General features: G+C 41.6%; 19 protein-coding genes. 14 read left to right on the forward strand and 5 right to left on the reverse strand.

Annotated features, from left to right (window positions below; all coding sequences use genetic code 11):
* Positions 1-63 precede the first annotated feature (63 nt).
* Positions 64-606 carry an NUDIX hydrolase YfcD gene (yfcD, locus tag PROVALCAL_RS15500; protein WP_006660269.1) on the forward strand — a complete coding sequence of 181 codons (543 nt, stop codon included), beginning with the start codon at positions 64-66 and terminating at the stop codon, positions 604-606.
* Positions 607-652: 46 nt separating this feature from the next.
* On the opposite strand, the gene PROVALCAL_RS15505 is transcribed toward yfcD, so the two are convergent.
* The 3 genes from PROVALCAL_RS15505 to ackA form a co-directional block, all read right to left on the reverse strand.
* Positions 653-1780 carry a hypothetical protein gene (locus tag PROVALCAL_RS15505; protein ID WP_117584527.1) on the reverse strand — a complete coding sequence of 376 codons (1128 nt, stop codon included), beginning with the start codon at positions 1778-1780 and terminating at the stop codon, positions 653-655.
* 139 nt (positions 1781-1919) lie between these two features.
* Positions 1920-4064 (reverse strand): phosphate acetyltransferase, encoded by a 2145-nt coding sequence (gene pta / locus PROVALCAL_RS15510; RefSeq protein ID WP_006661357.1) that lies wholly within the window; start codon positions 4062-4064, stop codon positions 1920-1922.
* Positions 4065-4130: 66 nt separating this feature from the next.
* Positions 4131-5333 (reverse strand): acetate kinase, encoded by a 1203-nt coding sequence (ackA, locus tag PROVALCAL_RS15515; RefSeq protein ID WP_006660272.1) that lies wholly within the window; start codon positions 5331-5333, stop codon positions 4131-4133.
* 584 nt (positions 5334-5917) lie between these two features.
* On the opposite strand from ackA, the gene yfbV reads away from it, so the two are divergent.
* From yfbV to PROVALCAL_RS15545, 6 genes are all read left to right on the forward strand, one after another.
* A complete protein-coding gene (yfbV, locus tag PROVALCAL_RS15520) occupies positions 5918-6373 on the forward strand; it encodes a terminus macrodomain insulation protein YfbV (RefSeq protein ID WP_006661358.1) in 456 nt (151 codons plus the stop codon).
* Positions 6374-6533: 160 nt separating this feature from the next.
* The gene (locus PROVALCAL_RS15525; protein ID WP_006661359.1) at positions 6534-7028 is read left to right on the forward strand and encodes a YfbU family protein; all 495 of its coding nucleotides are present in this window, start codon (positions 6534-6536) and stop codon (positions 7026-7028) included.
* A gap of 58 nt (positions 7029-7086) precedes the next feature.
* Entirely contained in the window at positions 7087-7761 is a 675-nt protein-coding gene (locus PROVALCAL_RS15530) for a sugar phosphatase (RefSeq protein WP_006660275.1), read from the forward strand.
* A gap of 87 nt (positions 7762-7848) precedes the next feature.
* Entirely contained in the window at positions 7849-9678 is a 1830-nt protein-coding gene (locus PROVALCAL_RS15535) for an SLC13 family permease (RefSeq protein ID WP_006660276.1), read from the forward strand.
* A 175-nt stretch (positions 9679-9853) separates the two neighbouring features.
* Entirely contained in the window at positions 9854-10279 is a 426-nt protein-coding gene (locus tag PROVALCAL_RS15540; RefSeq protein ID WP_006660277.1) for a hypothetical protein, read from the forward strand.
* 29 nt (positions 10280-10308) lie between these two features.
* A complete protein-coding gene (locus PROVALCAL_RS15545) occupies positions 10309-10572 on the forward strand; it encodes a hypothetical protein (RefSeq protein ID WP_006660278.1) in 264 nt (87 codons plus the stop codon).
* A gap of 139 nt (positions 10573-10711) precedes the next feature.
* Here PROVALCAL_RS15545 and yfbR read toward each other — a convergent pair whose 3' ends face one another.
* Positions 10712-11293, reverse strand: a complete 582-nt coding sequence (gene yfbR / locus PROVALCAL_RS15550; RefSeq protein WP_036978907.1) for a 5'-deoxynucleotidase — start codon at positions 11291-11293, stop codon at positions 10712-10714.
* 206 nt (positions 11294-11499) lie between these two features.
* Between yfbR and PROVALCAL_RS15555 the strand changes: the two genes are divergently transcribed.
* Positions 11500-11889, forward strand: a complete 390-nt coding sequence (locus PROVALCAL_RS15555) for a hypothetical protein (protein WP_006660280.1) — start codon at positions 11500-11502, stop codon at positions 11887-11889.
* 359 nt (positions 11890-12248) lie between these two features.
* Here PROVALCAL_RS15555 and PROVALCAL_RS15560 read toward each other — a convergent pair whose 3' ends face one another.
* Positions 12249-13463, reverse strand: coding sequence for a pyridoxal phosphate-dependent aminotransferase (locus tag PROVALCAL_RS15560; RefSeq protein WP_006660281.1), 1215 nt, complete (start codon positions 13461-13463; stop codon positions 12249-12251).
* A 790-nt stretch (positions 13464-14253) separates the two neighbouring features.
* Here PROVALCAL_RS15560 and PROVALCAL_RS15565 point away from each other — a divergent pair.
* The 6 genes from PROVALCAL_RS15565 to nuoF all read left to right on the forward strand — a co-directional run bounded on the left by PROVALCAL_RS15565 (position 14254) and on the right by nuoF (position 21047).
* Positions 14254-15171 carry a LysR family transcriptional regulator gene (locus PROVALCAL_RS15565; protein WP_006661364.1) on the forward strand — a complete coding sequence of 306 codons (918 nt, stop codon included), beginning with the start codon at positions 14254-14256 and terminating at the stop codon, positions 15169-15171.
* A gap of 965 nt (positions 15172-16136) precedes the next feature.
* Entirely contained in the window at positions 16137-16580 is a 444-nt protein-coding gene (locus PROVALCAL_RS15570) for an NADH-quinone oxidoreductase subunit A (protein WP_006660285.1), read from the forward strand.
* A gap of 18 nt (positions 16581-16598) precedes the next feature.
* Positions 16599-17273 (forward strand): NuoB/complex I 20 kDa subunit family protein, encoded by a 675-nt coding sequence (locus PROVALCAL_RS15575; protein ID WP_004912254.1) that lies wholly within the window; start codon positions 16599-16601, stop codon positions 17271-17273.
* Positions 17274-17347: 74 nt separating this feature from the next.
* Complete coding sequence (nuoC, locus tag PROVALCAL_RS15580; RefSeq protein ID WP_006660286.1) at positions 17348-19150, forward strand: NADH-quinone oxidoreductase subunit C/D; 1803 nt, start codon at positions 17348-17350, stop codon at positions 19148-19150.
* A 2-nt stretch (positions 19151-19152) separates the two neighbouring features.
* Positions 19153-19692, forward strand: coding sequence for an NADH-quinone oxidoreductase subunit NuoE (gene nuoE / locus PROVALCAL_RS15585; protein WP_006660287.1), 540 nt, complete (start codon positions 19153-19155; stop codon positions 19690-19692).
* Positions 19689-21047 (forward strand): NADH-quinone oxidoreductase subunit NuoF, encoded by a 1359-nt coding sequence (gene nuoF / locus PROVALCAL_RS15590; RefSeq protein WP_006660288.1) that lies wholly within the window; start codon positions 19689-19691, stop codon positions 21045-21047. Before nuoE ends, nuoF begins: the two co-directional genes overlap by 4 nt.
* Positions 21048-21051: the final 4 nt, after the last annotated feature.

The raw sequence follows: 21051 nt of genomic DNA on the forward strand, positions 1-21051 counted from the left end.
ATAAGTGAAAAGAATACCTTGTATCAAAGTATTTCGTTGGGCAAGTTAAATAAGGTTTTCAGGATGGAACAACAGACCGAATTCGTCGAGTGGGTGGATATTGTTGACGAAGATAATAATGTGATAGCTCAAGCAACCCGTCGCCAAATGCGGGCTGAAAATTTACGTCATCGCGCAACGTATATCGTGGTACATGACGGTATGGGTAAAATTTTGGTGCAAAGAAGAACTGACATTAAAGATTTTTACCCTGGACTTTTGGATGCAACCGCTGGGGGCGTAGTGATGCAAGATGAAAATATTCTTGAATCAGCTAAGCGCGAAGCTGAAGAGGAGCTGGGCATTGCGGGTGTTCCTTTTGCGGAACATGGTACCTTCTATTATGAAAACGAAATCTGCCGAGTATGGGGTGGGTTGTTTAGTTGTGTGAGTCATGGTCCTTTCGCATTACAAGAAAGCGAAGTGGTTGAGGTGAGCTGGCTAACGCCAAAAGAGATTACAGCACGTTGCGATGAATTCACGCCTGATTCACTTAAAGCACTGTCATTATGGTTAACGCGCAATAATGAAGCGGATAAAGCGATTAGCTGTTCCAGCCCAGAGTAAGCTCGGATATGAGAAGAAAGGACTACCTTGGTAGTCCTTTTATATTTTATGATTTATAAAATTTTGGCTTGTTGATTTTATTCGGCAGCGGATATTGATGAAGTTTATCGGCGTAGGAGGTATTAACCTCGATGATTTTCTCATGTCGAGCATTAACTAAGCATTCTTGCTGAGATATTATTTTTTCAATGAGACTAAAAAAATTTTTCTTCTTCTCTGTGATATAAAGGCCTTTATTAGGTTCAAAGAACTTGAATATGATTTTATTGTTGATATGTTTAATCGTAATCCCCATAGCATGATCTTTCGTTAGAAAATCACAAATGGTATCCTTTTGTTGTTGTAGTCGATTATTAATTCGCTGTTTAAATTCTTCAAAGGTTATATAATTTTGTGGGTTTAATTTTACATTATTATCAATAATCGTATAGGTGTCATACCTTATATTATATTGGTTATTTCTTTGTGTTATTTGATGCTTAATGATTTTTTTCTGGTGATTTTTAACCAGTTCAAAAAACGGTTTAATGCCGATCTGTGATAAATCAGTTAGTGTAAAATTAGAACATTTTTTCTTAATTTCTCGAGCTGTTAGTTTCATTAAATTAAGTTCAAAATGACTTTTTCCTTTTAATACGTTCTTCTTGGTATTTTTTGATGTGGAATAGGTATAAAAATATAATTGATGTAATAATTTTTTTAAATTAATAGCATTATCTTCCCCTATATTATTCAGTAATAAAGCACCGTTTTTAAAAAGTACTGCATTGATAGAATTAAGCATATTTCTTTGTTTTAACTCATTGCTGTCATTTGAAAAATCAAAATTTTTTATGGCGTGGTCAATATGTAGACTATAATCAATTAATTTTTGTCTATCAATTATTTGACAAAAAGCGTCATTTAAAAAAGTGTGATAATGGCGAATGTTTCCCTTGGCGTTATGTGTTTTATTTAATGCGCGCGCCAGATTTTTTATATATGTTTTTTCATCATTTGCATGAGCATAAAATAAGAAAGCATGTGTTAATCCATAACAAACACCTTTTTCGGCTTCTTGAATATTTTTAATGCCGATTATATTACGGGAAAACTCATTTTTAGCAGTATCTTTAAAATGGTCAGTTAATTTTATCTGTTTAAACTTAACACTGACTCTTTGGGGGATAATCATAACCATCCTCAATATTCTTGTGAAAATATAGAGGATCATGATATGAAAAAGGGAAAATGTTATTTTCATATAGCGATGAAAAAACAAAGGTCAATCAGTTTCCTGATTGACCTTTTAACGTAATGCCTAATAACGAAAATTATGCGTTTTCGTTTTGTGCAGCTTGAATTGCTGTCAGTGCAACGGTATAAACGATATCGTCTACCAGAGCACCACGAGATAAGTCGTTAACTGGTTTACGCATACCTTGCAGCATTGGACCGATAGAGACTAAGTCCGCAGAACGTTGTACGGCTTTATAAGTGGTGTTACCGGTGTTCAAGTCAGGGAAGATGAATACAGTGGCTTTACCCGCAACAGGTGAGTTTGGCGCTTTAGATTTTGCTACATCAGCCATAACCGCCGCGTCGTACTGTAACGGACCATCAATCATCAGATCTGGGCGTTTTTCTTGTGCTAAGCGCGTTGCTTCACGAACTTTTTCAACATCACTACCCGCACCGGAATTACCCGTTGAGTATGAAATCATCGCAACACGAGGTTCAATACCAAAGGCTTTTGCTGAATCGGCAGATTGGATCGCGATTTCAGACAGTTGCTCAGCAGTTGGATCTGGGTTAATTGCACAGTCACCATAAACAAAGACTTGTTCTGGCAGCAGCATAAAGAATACAGAAGAGACTAATGAGCTACCTGGTGCAGTTTTGATTAACTGTAATGGTGGGCGAATGGTGTTTGCTGTGGTATGAACCGCACCAGAAACCAGTCCATCTACTTCACCTTTTTCTAGCATCAATGTACCCAGAACAACGTTATCTTCCAATTGTTCACGAGCAACCACTTCGGTCATGCCCTTGCTCTTACGCAGCTCAACTAAACGCGCAACATATTCTTCGCGAACTTTAATTGGGTCAACGATTTCGATACCAGCGCCTAATTCGATACCTTGAGATGCTGCAACACGGCGGATATCATCAGGATTACCTAACAATACGCAGGTCGCGATACCACGTTCAGCACAAATCGATGCCGCTTTAACGGTACGTGGCTCATCACCTTCAGGCAGGACGATACGTTTGCCTGCTTTACGAGCCAGTTCAGTTAACTGATAACGGAACGCTGGAGGAGACAGACGGTTTGGACGTTCAGAATCAGCAACCAGAGATTCAATCCAGTTACTGCTAATGTGGCGAGCCACATAGTTTTGAATTTTCTCGATACGCTCATGGTCATCAGCAGGTACTTCAAGACTGAAGCTTTGCAGATTCAGCGAAGTTTGCCATGTGTTGCTGTTCACCATAAACACAGGTAAGCCCGTTTCGAATGCTTGTTCACAAAGTTTGCGAATAGGTGCATCGATATCATAGCCGCCTGTTAATAAGATAGCCCCGATTTCTACACCGTTCATTGCGGCTAAAGAGGCTGAAACCAGTACGTCAGGGCGGTCTGCGGAAGTCACTAACAGTGAACCTGGGCGGAAGTGTTCCAGCATGTGTGGAATGCTACGTGCGCAGAAGGTTACTGATTTAACGCGGCGAGTGTTGATTTCACCTTCGTTAACTACTTGTGCATTTAAGTGTTTTGCCATATCGATTGCACGGGTGGCAATCAGGTCAAAGTTCCAAGGGATCGTCGCTAATACTGGCAGATTCAAACATTCGAGCGCTTTCGCATCGATGTTAGCCACCGTCGCTTTGGTCGAATCGTCGAAAATTTCAGACAGGTCAGGGCGAGTACGACCTTGATCATCAACAGGTGCGTTAACTTTATTAACGATAACCCCGATGATATTTTCATTACGTTGACCACCGAACTCGTTACGAACCAGCTCTAAACGTTCTTGCATTTGCTGAATTGAGCTGTTGCCTGGCGCGGTAACGAAAACAATTTCTGCGCCTAAGGTTTTCGCAATTTCGTAGTTCAATGATTGAGCAAAAGAGTGCTTGCGCGTTGGGACTAAACCTTCGATCAGGATGACTTCTGCATCTTTGGTGTGCTCGTGGTAGCGAGCCACAATCTCTTCCATCAAAATATCTTTTTTAGATGATGTCAGAAGAGATTCAACATATTCCATTGTTAAAGGTTCAACAATGGTCGTGATGCTGGAGTGTGAACGTAAAACTTCGGTGGTTTGGTCTTTATTACCTGAAACGCGTGGTTGTGCGATTGGTTTAAATACGCTCAGCTGGACACCTTTTTGTTCCATTGAGCGAACGACACCCAGACTGACGCTGGTTAAACCAACGCTGGTGCCAGTAGGAATTAGCATAATTGTACGGGACACGGGAACCTCGTTTTTTGGTTACTCTAAAGCAGTACCGCCAGCATAAGGCTGGCGGCAAGAAAGTCTTTATGCTGTTAAGCGTGCAGCATCTTGGGCAATCACCAACTCTTCATTCGTTGGGATAACCAGTGCTGGGCGGCTGTTATCGGTGGTGATGACACCTTCTTTACCGAAACGTGCCGCTAAGTTGCGCTCGTGGTCATATTCGAAACCAAGAATAGCTAATTTCTTCAATGTGATTTCACGAACTTGTGCGGAGTTTTCACCGATACCACCAGTGAAGATAATCGCATCAAGGCGTCCTTCCATCAGCGCACTGTACGCACCAACATATTTCGCTAAACGGTGGCAAAATACATCCATTGCGCGGGTTGCATCTGCTTTGGTGCCATAGTTATCTTCAACATAACGGCAGTCGCTAGTCACACCCGTTAAGCCTAGTAAGCCAGACTCTTTCGTCAGCATTTTGTTGATTTGGTCAACGCTCATGCCTAATGAATCATGTAAATGGAAAATAATCGCAGGGTCGATATCGCCGCTACGAGTACCCATTACTAAGCCTTCTAATGGAGTTAAACCCATTGATGTATCAACACATTTACCGTTTACGATTGCTGATACTGAACCACCATTACCTAAATGGCAAGTGATAACGTTCAGTTCATCAACTGGTTTGTTCAGTTTTTTCGCTGCTTCACGAGAAACATAGTAGTGGCTAGTTCCGTGTGCGCCATAACGACGAATGCTGTGCTCTGAGTATAATTCGTATGGCAGTGCATACAGATAAGCTTCTTCAGGCATTGTCTGATGGAATGCAGTATCGAATACAGCGACGTTTTTACCGATCAGGTGAGGGAAGGATTTTCTTGCTTCTTCAATACCAATCAGGTGAGCAGGGTTGTGTAAAGGTGCAAATGGGATTGCCGCTTTAATACCTGCGATGACTTCATCGTCGATCACCACAGAAGACGTGAATTTTTCGCCGCCGTGAACAATACGGTGACCGATAGACGAAATTTGAGCAGACAGTTCAGGTTTCGCCGCAAGAATAGTATTCACGATGAAATTTAATGCTTCGCTATGCGCAGCACCCGCGCCTAAAGGCGCCTCATGTTTTTCGCCGTCCATTTTCCATTTAATACGAGCTTCAGGCAAATTAAAACATTCAGCTAAACCTGATAGAAATTCATCTCCATTAGTCGGATCGATGATTGCAAATTTCAGTGAGGAGCTACCGCAGTTTAAAACCAGTACCAGCTTACTTGACATGGAAATACCTATCTTAGTTGATGTTGTGAAGCCCGTTATCAGGACACACAGACTTAGTTGAAAAATGTAAGTCGCTAGAGCCTAGCGTATTTATATCCGACCAATTCATGATTGATATCATGATATGTGCAAAAAAGAACATGGGTCGATAATTTTACAGGGTTTTCTGTAGCAAACGTTACGTAATGCTGTTAAATAACTGTGAAAAATAAGTCACGGCATCGTGTTGAAATAACGTGCAGAGCCCCAATATATCACTGTTGTTTACTTATTAAAGAGAACTATTAAGCAACATAGCCCGGTAGTCATTCTAATTGCGGTCGATTCTACTAAAACTATTTTATATTTTATATGTTTTTTTAAAAATAGGGCGTTTGGTTGATTAAAATCATAAATGCCATATAAAGTGTAGTTATAGCGGTAAGTTATGCATTCACTAGAATAGTGGGTTTCATTTAAGTTAGCTGGATTAAAGCTAAATTTGTGAAAATGAACTTAAAAACTGAGTGTGCGTTCATACTCAATTTGACGTAAGCTAGCCGAAGATTGATATTGTTTTTGTGATGGTAGTAGGAAATTTATTGATGAGCACAATACAAAGTACCCCTCCAGGTTTTTTTAAACGATTCAGATTAGGGAATCACTATCTGAAGGTTTTTCCTATGGAAAAAAAGCTAACACCGCTGTTTCCTGAGCTACGTATCAATAAAGCGATCCGGTTTGGGATCCGCTTCATGCCGCCAATTGCAATATTTACGCTCGCTTGGCAAATCGCCTTAGGTGGGCAGTTAGGACCTGCGGTTGCCACAGCGCTATTCGCCTGTAGCTTGCCAATGCAAGGGTTATGGTGGTTAGGCAAACGTGCTGTTACGCCATTACCTGCAGGGTTATTGAGTTGGTTTTATGAAATCCGCGATAAATTTACTGAAGCGGGAATTGCAATGGCGCCTATCGAACAACAGCCGGACTATCTGGCGCTAGCCGAATTATTGAAAAAAGCGTTCAAGCAGTTAGATCACACTTTTATGGAAGATATCTAACATTATTTTTGATCCTAATTAAAGTCAGGTCTAACAACAAAGCTCTATTTAACAATAACTAATACAAAATAGTTGTTTAGATCAATAAAAATGATATTTCATCTGTGCATTATTAACATTGAATGCGAAGATGGCAGTAAATTATTTATGGAGAGCTGTGATGGAAATGACCAACGCTGAACGCTTAATTATATCCAATCAATATAAAATGATGACCATGCTAGACCCTGATAACGCAGAGCGTTACCGTCGTCTTCAAACGATAGTTGAGCGTGGATTCGGTTTGCAAATGCGCGAACTGGATAGAGATTTTGGTGAGTTGAGTGAACAAACGTGCCGTACTGTCATTGATGTGATGGAAATGTACCATGCATTGCAGGTTTCCTACGGCAACATGGAAGATAAACATGGTGTGGATGAGCGCCGTGTGCAATTTTTAGGTTTTGATGCGGCGACAGAGGCTCGTTATCTGAGCTATGTACGCTTTATGGTGAATACCGAAGGGCGTTATACGCACTTTGACAGCGGTACTCACGGTTTTAACTCTCAAACGCCAATGTGGGATAAATATTTAAGAATGCTGAAAATTTGGCAAGCTTGCCCTCGTCAATATCATCTTTCAGCGGTCGAGATTTCTCAGATTTTAAATGCGTAACCGTATTTTAGGTAAAAACACAGAGCATATTTGCATTAGGTAAATAAAAGGGTTCAATGTGAAGTTAAAAGCAAAAGGTTTTTTATTCGATCTCGATGGAACATTGGCGGATTCACTCGCTGTTGTTGAGCGCTGTTGGTGTTTATTTGGCGATAGAATTGGTGAGGATAAGCAAGCAATTATCGATTATATCCATGGAAAACCTGCGATGACGACATTGCGTCATTTTTTACCTAATGCAAGCGAAGAAGAGCTACAAAGCCATTTTCGTTGGTTAGAAAAAATGGAAAGTGAAGATATGGACGGCGTTGTTGCGCTGCCAGGGGCAATAGCGCTGTTATCTTCACTGAATAAATTAGGTGCGCCTTGGGCGATTGTGACATCAGGAACAGTGCCAATCGCTCACGGACGCCGAGCCGCCGCCGGCTTGCCTGAACCTAAACATTGGGTCACTTTTGAAAAAGTCTCTAAAGGTAAACCAGACCCAGAACCTTTCCAATTAGGGGCGAAAAGCCTGTCTCTCTCACCTGAAGACTGCATCGCTTTCGAAGATGCGCCCGCGGGTATTCATTCTGCGCTAAGTGCAGGTTGCCAAGTGATTGCTGTTCATGCACCAGAAGGTATGCTTCGACGAGATGAAATCTCTGCGATTATTAGTACATTAGAGCAAATCTCCGTGACTGGACCTGACAATAACGGCTATTTTGAGCTTTTCGTATCGAAAAACGCCTAATTACGATCTAATCAAAGAAATCCTCTTAAAAACATGGTTAACTAACTAAAATCTTTAGCCTGTTTTTTTTCGTCGAAAGGGGATATTTTGAACGGAGAATTGCTGTGGGTATTAACCCTACTATTGATCGCGGTTGTTCTATTTACGACCAATAAAATCCGCATGGATGTGGTTGCCTTATTAGTCATTGTTGCATTTGTATTGAGTGATACATTGACATTACAGCAGGCAACCGCGGGTTTTGCGGATCCTAACGTTTTATTGATTGCCGCTCTGTTTGTCATCGGAGATGGTCTGGTTCGTACCGGAATTGCCTACCAAATGGGGGAGTGGCTCGTCCGAGTTGCAGGCAGCAGCGAAAGTAAAATGCTTGTCTTTTTAATGATGACGGTGGCGGGACTCGGTGCATTCATGAGTTCTACTGGCGTTGTCGCCATCTTCATTCCCGTCGTGCTCAGTGTTGCTGCACGGATGAAAACATCCCCTAGTCGATTAATGATGCCATTAGGCTTTGCCGGTCTGATCAGTGGCATGATGACGTTAGTCGCTACGCCACCCAATATGGTCGTGAATAGCGAATTAGTTCGTGAAGGGCTACCCAGTTTTCAATTTTTCTCAATTACCCCGATTGGACTCCTCATTTTATTGGCGGGCATTGGTTATATGTGGCTGACTCGTCGCTGGCTAGGAAGCAATGAACCCGATAAACAACCCGTAAAATATCAGCGTAGTTTCCGTGATTTGATCCGCGATTATAAACTGGCGGGGCGTGCCCGTCGGTTAGCTATTCGTAAAGGGTCTTCACTGATTGGACACACGCTTGATGAACTTCATTTGCGTTCCCGTTACGGCGCGAACGTGGTAGGGATTGAACGCTGGCGCAAGTTTCGTCGTGTGATGGTGAGTGCAACGGGGGGGACTGAGCTACGCGAGCGCGATGTTTTGCTGATTGATATTTCAGTGACTGACGATGAGCTGCGTCAATTTTGTAGTGAACAACTCCTTGAGCCAATGATCTTGCGTGGAGATTATTTTTCCGAACAATCAAGGGATGTGGGGATGGCGGAAGTGTCTATGAACCCAGACTCAGAATTATTGGGTAGAAGTTTACGAGAGATTAAATTTCGTACCCGATATGGTTTAAACGTCGTGGGGATACGCCGCGATGGAAAGGCCCTTGATGGCAAACTAGTGGATGAGCCTCTGCGCTTAGGGGATATTTTGCTGGTCATCGGTGATTGGAAATTGATTCGTATTCTATCGACCAAACCGCGTAATTTTATTGTATTGAACTTAGCCGCTGAAGTTGAGGCGGTAGCCCCAGCTGCTTCGCAAGCCCCTCATGCGTTATTTTGCCTTGCGCTCATGGTAGCGATGATGGTTACCAATGAAATCCCTAACTTTATTGCAGCGTTAATTGCCTGCTTATTAATGGGGAAATTTCGCTGTATTGATATGGAAAGCGCGTACAAATCGATTCACTGGCCGAGCATTATTTTGATTGTTGGTATGATGCCATTCGCTATCGCTTTACAGGAAACCGGGGGGATAGCCCTGGCGGTAGATGCACTGATGAAGGTCGCGGGAGGATTGGGTCCGCATGTAATGCTGGTATGCTTATTTATACTCTGTGCAACGATTGGGTTATTTATCTCAAATACGGCAACCGCAGTATTAATGGCACCCATTGCGATTGCCGCAGCGCGTCAAATGGAAGTCTCGCCACTGCCATTCGCTATGGTCATTGGTATCGCGGCATCCGCCGCATTCATGACACCGGTTTCTTCCCCAGTTAATACTTTAGTGCTCGGACCTGGTGGCTATAAGTTTGCCGATTTTCTAAAGATGGGTGTTCCCTTTACGATTATCGTGATGTTTATCAGTGTGGCTGTGATCCCTATTTTGTTCCCATTCTAATTAAATCAATAGCGCCTACTTTATTAAGGCGCTATTAAACTCAATAAAACTTACTGCCCATGATGATAAAGATCAATTCGTAATATTTAATCCATTACCGCCTACCTGCAGAATATTGTTATTTTTATTACCGGAACAATCCTTAAAATTAACAGATAATTATGGTGAGGTAATAATGAATACTGAAATAACAAAAGAGAAAGTAGTAGTTTATGGAAATGATGGTTTTTGTACTTTCGAAAACTATTGGGGTGAAGAATTAGTTTCTGTTCGATTAGAACATTATGTTTCAGGTATGATTGATAAAACGAGACATATGTTAACAACAGTTGAATTATCAAATATTGCAGATCGAACAGAGCTAAAAAAAGTGTTTTTCATACGAACGGCGATGGGACAGCTGGATCGGTATGACTATTGGGATATGACCATGCATACTAAAAGTGGGCGAGTTTTTAGAACGAAAGATAGATTTCGTTGTTCTTATGCCTTCTATGATTCTTTAGATGCGATTATTGGTGTGAATGGTACGGCGAAAACATTATATATCGCATTTTCATCATCATCAGGATGCAAGACAGAATTGATTGAAGTTTTATAATAAATAGCTTTAATTCAGAATGAAATAAAATGGCGTATACTATTTATCATGATATATCCGATAAAATAAAGATAGATAATATTATGTGGTTCAGTTACGAGCTAGATACCGAGGATTCTTATAATCACTGGTATGTAGATATAACAACAGAAGATGGAAAACGCTATCATACAAAGAGCAAATTTTATTGCTCGATGACAAGAGCCGATGAAGGAAAAGTGATTCTTGGCATCAATGGCGAATCTGAAAATTTATACGTCCATTATCCTGTTTCAATTGAAAATAAAGCATGAATGACTCATCATGTTTTATGATAAAAATCACGAACATCTAAGTAAACGATATTGTAGATGAGTAAGTGGAAGTGTACATCAAGCTGAACAGAATGTTAAAAGTAGGAATGGCATATGCCATTCCTTATATTTTGTTTAGTTAGTGGCTGATTTCATCTAATGAAAGCGTAAAACTCGGGACAAACGTTTTCATAAAATATTCCATTTCAGGGCTATTGCGCTCAGCGAGCATTTTTTCAAGGCGCTTTTTAGCGAGCTTAAATTCGCTATTGCCAGCAGATAGTTCTTCTAAACATTTTAAATAGGCGCATAAGGTATCAGCCTGTTTCACAATAAAATGTTCTTCCTCAGATTGAAGATCTTCCACCAGCAAGCATTTAAAATCCTCTTGCAGTTCTTCAGGTAACATATCCAGTAATTTTTGCTGCGCGAATTTTTCTATTTTTTTGTATTCATGGGCAATTTGCTGATTATGATACTTAATTGGCGTGGGTAAATCACCTGTGATGACTTCACTTGCATCATGGTACATGGCGAATAGTGCAATTTTTTCGGCGTTAACATTACCATCAAATTTACGGTTTTTAATGATTGCGAGTGCATGTGCCACCATCGCGACTTGTAGGCTGTGCTCTGACACATTTTCAGTACGCACATTACGCATTAGGGGCCAGCGATGAATGAGTTTCATTCTAGCAAGATGGGCAAAAAAATAACTCATAATTCCTCCTTGATTGAAATAATCATATGTGAAAATCATACATCAGATACAAGTAAATTTATATTTAATATTAAGCACTTCTATTTTGAATAAGTGAATATAACTTAATGAAAGCTAATGTTTTAAATGAATTAAGTATAGGACGAAATGCATTAAAATTCCCATGAATTATCCAAGCATCAATCCAATAGCATCGAGGAGATTATATGGAAGTCGCGTTATCAGCAAAAGGTACGGTTACATTAGAGAACTTTTGGGGAGAGCCCTTAAAATTGATGAAACTTACACACTTATCATTACGAACATCCACTGTTGAACTAAAGGATGTACCTCAAGGGGCGATTATTAAAAATGCAATGGAGTTTATTTATCAAAGGGGTATTGGAAAGCCGCGAGATTACTGGATTTTAGACATTGTGACTCAAGACAATACACGTTATCGCTCAGAACCTATGTATGATTGTTCTATTGATGAAACGGGAACTCCGACGGAGGGGCATGTAATTGTTGGAGTCAATGGCGAGTCTAAACGAATTTACACAGTGCTAGACAGTGGAGATCGTTGTTCTGACAGTATGAATCAAGTTTGGCTATAATTAATATTCGATTCATAATCATGCAATGAAATGATCAAAAAAGAATGAAATAAAAAAGTTAAATTGAGAGTGTCCATACTCAATTATCTAAATAAGACGTGCAAGAGTAAACAAGTTATCATCCAATAATAAATTGATTTGATATTTTTAGTCACTATAATCGAGAGGTAGATAATTAAACTGATCGAGGATGAAATGAAATATTTCCCAGTAATATTGGTGTTGTTTTTCTTAGCGGCTGTTTATTTAATTTCCATTATTTGATTATCCAATAAAGAGCCTCATATTTAGATATTAAATTTTCAGTTATAAAAATAGCCCATATCGGGCTATTTTTATTTTTCACCAAGCCGCCAATATTATTGGCGATAATTTTCTAAAAAACGACCAAACTTATTGATAGCCATTTCTAAATCATCAGCATAAGGTAGCGTCACGATACGGAAATGGTCAGGCTCTGGCCAGTTAAATGCGGTTCCTTGGACTAATAGCACTTTTTCTTGTAGTAATAAGTCAAGGATCATTTTTTGGTCATCGTGAATATTAAAACGTTTAATATCAATTTTAGGGAACATATACAGGGCACCTTGTGGTTTAACACAAGAGACGCCTGGAATTTGATTAATCAATTCCCATGCACGATTACGCTGTTCATATAAGCGTCCACCTGGTTGGATAAACTCACTGATACTTTGATAGCCGCCTAACGCAGTTTGGATAGCATGCTGCATCGGAACGTTTGCACACAAGCGCATAGAGGCCAACATTTCTAAGCCTTCAATATAGCCTTTAGCGTGTTTTTTCGGGCCGTTTATCGCCATCCATCCTTGGCGGAAACCTGCAACGCGATAGGTTTTTGATAGCCCATTGAACGTGACTGTCAGTAAATCAGGTGCCAGTGCTGCAATAGAGTGGTGCTGCGCATCGTCATACAGAATTTTATCGTAGATTTCATCAGCGAAAATAATCAGGCTATGTTGACGGGCAATTTCGACAATTTCCATCAGCAGTTCTTTACTGTACACCGCCCCTGTTGGGTTATTCGGGTTGATGATGACAATACCACGGGTGCGTGGGCTGATTTTTTTACGAATATCGTCAAGATCAGGCATCCAGCCTTGCTGTTCATCACACATATAGTGCACTGCGTTACCACCCGATAAGGAAACCGCTGCGGTCCAAAGTGGGTAGTCAGGAGCAGGCACCAGCATTTCATCGCCATTATTAAGCAGTGCTTGCATCGCTTGAACGATAAGTTCAGAAACGCCGTTACCGATATACACATCTTCAACCGTCATATCGTGAATATCACGGGCTTGGTAATGTTGTACGATGGCCTTACGCGCTGAATATAAGCCTTTTGAATCACAGTAACCTTGCGAGCTTGGCAGATTGCGCAGGACATCAACGAGGATCTCATCAGGTGCTTCAAAGCCAAACGGTGCCGGGTTACCAATATTCAGTTTTAAGACTTTATTGCCTTCTTCTTCTAAGCGCTTTGCTTCTTTTAAAACTGGCCCACGAATGTCATAGCAGACATTATCGAGCTTATTGGATTTCAGTATGTTGTTCATGGTTCTCTCATTACCCTAACGGGCTTGCGATGATAGGGGATTTCCGGCGTTGTTATCTACTGTACTCCTCCCTCGGAAGCTTTTGAAGATGCTAGATAATTTTTGGTGCAAAAGGTTGGTTTAGACATGAATCAGATATATGCTATCTTAAAGTATTGAATAAGTTAGATGTTGATTCTGGTTGTGGTTGTTAAGTTGGAATCTAATTCTGATAATTATCGCTGTTTTGGAGTGGAAAAGTAAAAAAATGACGCTATGACAAACGTGTCAAAATTGTATCACTCTGTAAGTTTGAATCTTAAATCATTAAACTAGAAATAAATTTAACTATTGGTCGGGGGGGTTTTGATAGTTTTTGGCTTTTTTTGTTAGCAATATTGATTATTTTAATAAGAATATTCTTAATGGAAACGTGTTTATAATGTTTAGCGTATTGATAATTAATAAAATTGTTAATTTACATCATATGTTACATAAAGAGCTTACATTAAAATAATTGCAACTACATTAAATATGTTACTATTTAGTCCTATTCAATTATTGCGGGTTTATTACGCTTTTTGTTAATCAGCGCCCGCTTTATTGATAGAAACTTAAAATGCTATTTAGATAATTAAAGTAACTTTAGTTAATTATCAGATAGGTATAGCAATGTAGAGTATTTGAATACAATAAATGCAGATCTATGGATTAGAAATGCAAAAAGTTGGATCATTTTTAAGACTCGCTGATTCTCACGGAGGAGAGCAGAAACACCAGGTATCATAAAATTATATAAAGAGAATGTACGATGATAAATTCCAATCGTCCCATAATGAACTTAGATCTCGACTTACTACGCACATTTGTCGCAGTGGCTGATCTTAACACTTTCGCCGCTGCCGCTGCCGCAGTATGTCGTACTCAGTCCGCTGTTAGTCAGCAGATGCAACGTTTAGAACAATTAGTTGGTCGTGAATTATTTGCACGCCACGGGCGTAATAAGCTATTAACTGCCCATGGTTTACAATTGCTCGGTTATGCGAGACAAATTCTACGCGCCAATGATGATGCAACGGCATCATTAACGTATAACGATGCAGATGGTGAATTACGCATCGGAGCATCCGATGACACAGTCGATATCTTACTCCCATTTTTATTGAACCGTATCGCTTCCGTTTTTCCACGTATCGCGGTAGAAGTTCGAATTAAACGTGCTCAGTTTATTGAATCAATGTTAGATAACCACGAAATTGATTTAGCCTTAACGACGAGCCGTATTCCTCAACACCCGAAAACTGCATTAAGAACTGTTCCTATTTTATGGCACAGTGCACCAGATTTTCAGTTACGCCCAAATGAACCGATTCCATTGGTAGTGATGGATGAAACTAACCCATACCGTAAATTATGTACTCATGCATTAGATGAGGCTGGTTTACCATGGCATGTGGCGTATGAAGCGGCATCATTGCCAGCTGTTCGCGCTGCTGTGAATGCTGAAGTCGGTGTGACGGCGCGTCCAATGGAAATGCAAAATGCGGATCTTCGTATTTTGAGTGAAGCGGATGGTTTACCGCGTTTACCAGATATCCAATACTGGTTATACAAAAATGCGGATGAGCAAAAAGATTTTGTGCTTACCGTCTTTAGCGCGATTGAAAACAAAAAAATCCCTTATGCAGTAGCCCCTGCGGCTGAGCAAGTAGAGAACAGTGGTCAATAAGATCACTCTTTGTCCTTATCGATAAAATAGGTTTTTTATCAAGGGTAAGTGGCAAAACAGTATTATGTGTATCCGGCTGGATCAGTGTATCTGATTCGGCCGTTTTTATTTTTTACTTATTGCTTTTTCCTCTGCGCAATGCTGCCTCTCGATTGTTATCAAAATGATCTTAATGCCAATTTTCTCTCCTTACTCATCAAGTGGTTAATAGAGACTTAAGTCAATTTTAGTCGTACGATATTTTACTTAAGAGTGAGATGATAAAAAAGTGAACAAAATTTCTGTTCAATAGGTGATAAAACACACGTATTACCCACTTATTAAGTATGGATTAACGCGTAAGAGCATGAAATAATTGTGATGTATATGGCATAACATGAAATTCATTAGTTAGTTAACGATTTGTTACGTCGTTAACAATAATTTTTTGCTGAATTGATAAAATAGCTGAGAGTACTCAGTGGCTTAGTGGGCATGATGAATAAAAAATCGTTATTGCCTCTTAAATTAAATTCGGATGTTATGTAAACAAATTGAGTATTTTTTCAATAAATCTGTGCGTTAGATCAAATAAAAAGCACATTTTTTCGTCTGTTAAGACAGGTTTTTCCTGAGATAATGGTGTAGTAAAAACGAATAATCAGTTAGACTACTTTGCGTGTTTATTTGTGTATAGTAACACTGACACGTTTTAGCAGATAATGAGTACTTTTTGTTTCGCTGATGTTTTTTGTGTGTGAATTTTTTGTAATAAGTACGGGTTATTTTGTTCATTTGAGCAAAATAAAATGTAGTGGGAGAGGACGAACCAAACGGCAGTCGTTAGACTGATTTTAGTTTGGTGATCTTGCAGTTTGGGGATCATATTGGTCTTTCTTCTCGATTAACTGGGCAATTGTGCTGCAACACTGCCATGTTGTTAAAAAGAGCAGTTACGCATCATAAGTAATGAGTAAGCAACGAGTATGTCTACATCAATCCTAGAGTTAGCCCATAACTGGGGCTTTGCTATATTCCTTCTCGGCGCTATTGGTCTTTGCGCTTTCATGTTGACCGCTGGTCATTTCTTGGGTAGCCGCGCCAAAGCCAGAACAAAACACGTTCCCTATGAGTCAGGTATTGATTCAGTCGGTAGTGCTCGTCTTCGTATGTCAGCCAAGTTCTACTTGGTCGCGATGTTTTTCGTGATCTTCGATGTGGAGGCTATGTTCTTATTTGCATGGTCTGTCTCCATCCGCGAAGCGGGTTGGGTCGGTTTCATCGAAGCCGCTATTTTTATCTTGGTATTGTTGGCGGGATTATTTTATCTGGTCCGCGTTGGTGCATTGGATTGGACTCCAATCCGTTCACGTCGCGCAGTTAAAGGTCCTAGTGAAGTTATTAAAATCAGCAATCGTCATCCGCAGTAAAAAGCGAGGCAATATACAATGGATTATACGCTCACCCGCATAGATCCGAACGGTGAGAACGACCGTTACCCACTGCAAACTCAAGAAATCGTTACTGATCCTCTTGAGCAGCAAGTTGAAAACAGTGTGTATATGGGGAAATTATCCCATGCACTTCATGATGTAGTGAACTGGGGTCGTAAGAACTCCCTGTGGCCATACAACTTTGGTCTTTCATGTTGCTATGTAGAAATGGTGACGTCGTTCACGGCTGTTCATGACGTAGCCCGCTTTGGTGCGGAAGTACTACGTGCTTCTCCTCGTCAAGCCGACTTCATGGTTGTTGCGGGAACCTGTTTTACTAAAATGGCTCCCGTTATTCAGCGCCTATATGACCAAATGCTTGAACCAAAATGGGTTATCTCCATGGGTTCATGTGCAAACTCGGGTGGGATGTATGACATCTACTCTGTAGTGCAAGGCGTCGACAAATTTATTCCCGTGGATGTGTACATTCCAGGCTGCCCACCACGCCCTGAAGCCTATATGCAGGCTCTCCTTCTGTTACAAGAATCCATCGGCAAAGAACGTCGCCCACTTTCATGGGTTGTCGGTGATCAGGGTGTTTATCGTGCGAACATGCAGTCAGAAAGAGAAAGAAAACACGGTGAACGTATCGCAGTGACTAACCTGCGTACCCCAGACGAAATTTAAGGCTTTTAGCCATACAGCGTAACAGAGCAATGTTGTTGCGAAATAATAAACCTGATCAAGCGTTATGGTGAAGAATGATGACAGATCAGATAGCGCAAGCGAGTCGTAACCAGCCAGAATGGCAGACACAGGATCACATTAATGATCCTGTGCTTCTGGAACTGCGCAATCAATTTGGCCCGGATGCCTTTTCTGTTCAAGCGACCCGTACTGGCATGCCAGTGATTTGGGTGCGCCGTGAACAATTACTGGAAATTGTAGATTTCTTAAAGAAACTGCCTAAACCGTATGTGATGTTATTCGACCTACACGGAGTCGATGAACGCCAGCGTATCCATCGCCAAGGTCTGCCTGAAGCAGATTTTAGTGTGTTCTACCACATCATATCTATTGACCGAAATCGCGATATCATGTTGAAAGTGGCTCTTAACGAGAATGACTTAAACGTGCCGTCCGTGGTTTCTCTTTTCCCTAATGCTAACTGGCATGAACGTGAAGTTTGGGACATGTTCGGTATTACCTTCCAAGGTCACCCGAATCTGCGCCGCCTTCTAATGTCACCAAGCTGGGAAGGTCATCCACTGCGTAAAGATTACCCAGCGCGTGCCACTGAATTCGACCCGTTTGTGCTAACTAAGCAGAAACAAGATCTGGAAATGGAAGCATTGACTTTCAAACCAGAAGAGTGGGGCATGTCTCGAGGAAATGAAAACGAAGATTTCATGTTCCTTAACTTGGGTCCAAACCACCCATCTTCCCACGGTGCATTCCGTATTGTTCTGCAACTCGATGGTGAAGAAATTATTAACTGCGTGCCAGATATTGGGTATCACCATCGCGGCGCAGAAAAAATGGGTGAACGCCAATCATGGCATAGCTACATTCCTTACACAGACCGTATCGAATATCTTGGCGGTTGTGTCAATGAGATGCCTTATATTTTAGCGGTTGAAAAACTGGCAGGTATTGAAGTACCGGATCGCGTAAAAACTATCCGTGTCATGATGTCAGAACTTTTCCGTATCAATAGCCATCTGCTATATATCAGTACGTATATCCAAGACGTTGGTGCGATGACGCCAGTTTTCTTCGCGTTTACCGATAGACAAAAAGTGTACAACGTGATTGAAGCTATCACGGGCTTCCGTATGCATCCAGCATGGTTCCGTATTGGCGGTGTGGCTCATGATTTACCTCGTGGCTGGGACAAACTGCTGCGCGAATTACTCGATTGGTTACCGAAGCGCCTAGAATCTTATGTTACCTCTGCATTGAAAAACTCCATCCTGAAAGGTCGTTCTGTTGGCGTAGCGTCTTATACCAAAGAAGAAGCGTTAGCGTGGGGCGTCACAGGGGCAGGTTTACGTGCAACAGGTGTAGATTTCGACGTGCGTAAATGGCGTCCATATTCTGGCTACGAAAACTTTGAATTTGACATCCCAATCGCTCACAACGGTGACTGCTATGACCGCGTGATGATCAAAGTGGAAGAGATGCGCCAAAGTATCCGTATTCTTGAGCAGTGCTTGAAGAATATGCCAGAAGGTCCATTTAAAGCGGATCACCCACTGACTACGCCGCCACCAAAAGAGCGTACATTGCAGCATATCGAAACCCTGATTAACCACTTCTTACAAGTGTCGTGGGGGCCGGTGATGCCAGCGAACGAATCATTCCAGATGGTTGAAGCAACCAAAGGGATCAACAGCTACTACTTGACCAGTGACGGTAGCACCATGAGTTATCGTACACGAATTCGTACCCCGAGCTATGAGCACTTACAGCAAATTCCGGCGGTTATTCGAGGTAGCTTGGTGTCTGACTTGATTGTCTATCTGGGTAGTATTGATTTTGTAATGTCGGATGTGGATCGCTAACCATGCATAATGAACAAAATAAACACGAGCAATTAGACGTTGTGAATGTCTTTGAACCGCAAGTGAACCACGGTTTTGTGTTAACTGAACACGAACGTGCGGAAATTGAAGGCGAAAAACATCACTACGAAGATGCACGCGCAGCGTCGATTGAAGCGCTGAAAATTGTGCAAAAGAACCGTGGCTGGGTTGAAGATGGCGCAATTCACGCTATCGCTGATGTTTTAGGTATCCCTGCAAGTGATGTTGAGGGGGTTGCGACATTCTATAGCCAAATTTTCCGCCAACCTGTTGGTCGCCATATTATTCGTTATTGCGACAGCGTTGTTTGCCATATTACCGGCTACCAAGGCTTAGAAGCTGAAATTATTAAACAGCTGAATATTCGCCCAGGACAAACAACGGCTGATGGTCGCTTTACGCTGCTACCAACCTGTTGCTTAGGCAATTGTGACAAAGGGCCTACGATGATGATCGATGAGGATACCCACAGTTACGTCCAGCCTGAAAATATTCAAAAGCTACTGGAGCAGTATCCATGACAAATTCTGTTAATCCAGTGATCCGAACTGCAGAAACTCATCCACTAACTTGGCGCCTGCGTGATGACGCGCAGCCAGTCTGGTTAGATGAGTATCGCAGTAAAAACGGATACAAAGGTCTTGAGCGTGCACTTAAAGGCATGGCACCGGATGAAGTTGTTAATCTCGTTAAAGACGCGGGTCTGAAAGGACGCGGTGGTGCGGGATTCTCAACGGGTCTGAAATGGAGCCTGATGCCAAAAGACGAAAACATGAAACTGCGTTATTTCTTATGTAATGCGGATGAAATGGAGCCGGGCACCTATAAAGACCGCCTACTGATGGAGCAACTTCCTCACCTTTTAGTTGAAGGGATGATTACTGGCGCATATGCACTTAAAGCATATCGCGGTTACATCTTCCTACGTGGTGAATATGTGGAAGCGGCAAGAAATTTACGTCGCGCCATCGAAGAAGCAAAAGCAGCGGGTCTGTTAGGTAAAAATATTCTTGGTTCAGGTTTTGATTTTGAGCTGTTTGTGCACACGGGCGCAGGTCGTTATATCTGTGGTGAAGAAACCGCACTGATTAACTCATTAGAAGGTCGCCGCGCAAACCCACGCTCTAAACCACCATTCCCTGCGAGTTCTGGGGCTTGGGGTAAACCGACTTGCGTGAATAACGTGGAAACCATCTGTAACGTTCCTGCGATTTTAGAGCACGGTGACCAGTGGTATATCAATTTAAGTGCTGGTAAGAGTAAAGATGCAGGCACTAAGCTGATGGGCTTCTCAGGTCGTGTGAAAAATCCAGGTTTATGGGAATTGCCATTTGGTACGACAGCGCGTGAAGTTTTAGAAGACTACGCGGGCGGTATGCGCGATGGATTAAAACTCAAAGCATGGCAACCGGGTGGTGCAGGAACTGACTTCCTGACCAATGATCACCTCGATTTACCGATGGATTTCGAAAATATTGCAAAAGCGGGCAGCCGTTTAGGGACTGCACTGGCAATGGCAGTGGATAACGAAATCAATATGGTTTCTTTAGTGCGTAACTTAGAAACCTTTTTCGCACGTGAATCCTGTGGTTGGTGTACGCCATGCCGTGATGGTTTGCCATGGAGCGTGAAAATTTTACAAGCACTGGAAAAAGGCGAAGGTCAAGAAGGGGATATCGAAACTCTTGAGCAACTTTGCCGTTTCTTAGGTCCAGGTAAAACGTTCTGTGCACACGCACCGGGTGCGGTTGAGCCATTACAAAGCGCCATCAAATATTTCCGTGGAGAGTTCGAAGCGGGTATCTCGAAAAAAGATCTGCGTAACATCGTGCAGATTGCCGGGATCCAACCAAACCTGCTGAAGCAGCGTTGGTAAGCAT

This window comes from Providencia alcalifaciens DSM 30120 (genome assembly GCF_000173415.1).
Classification (GTDB): domain Bacteria; phylum Pseudomonadota; class Gammaproteobacteria; order Enterobacterales; family Enterobacteriaceae; genus Providencia; species Providencia alcalifaciens.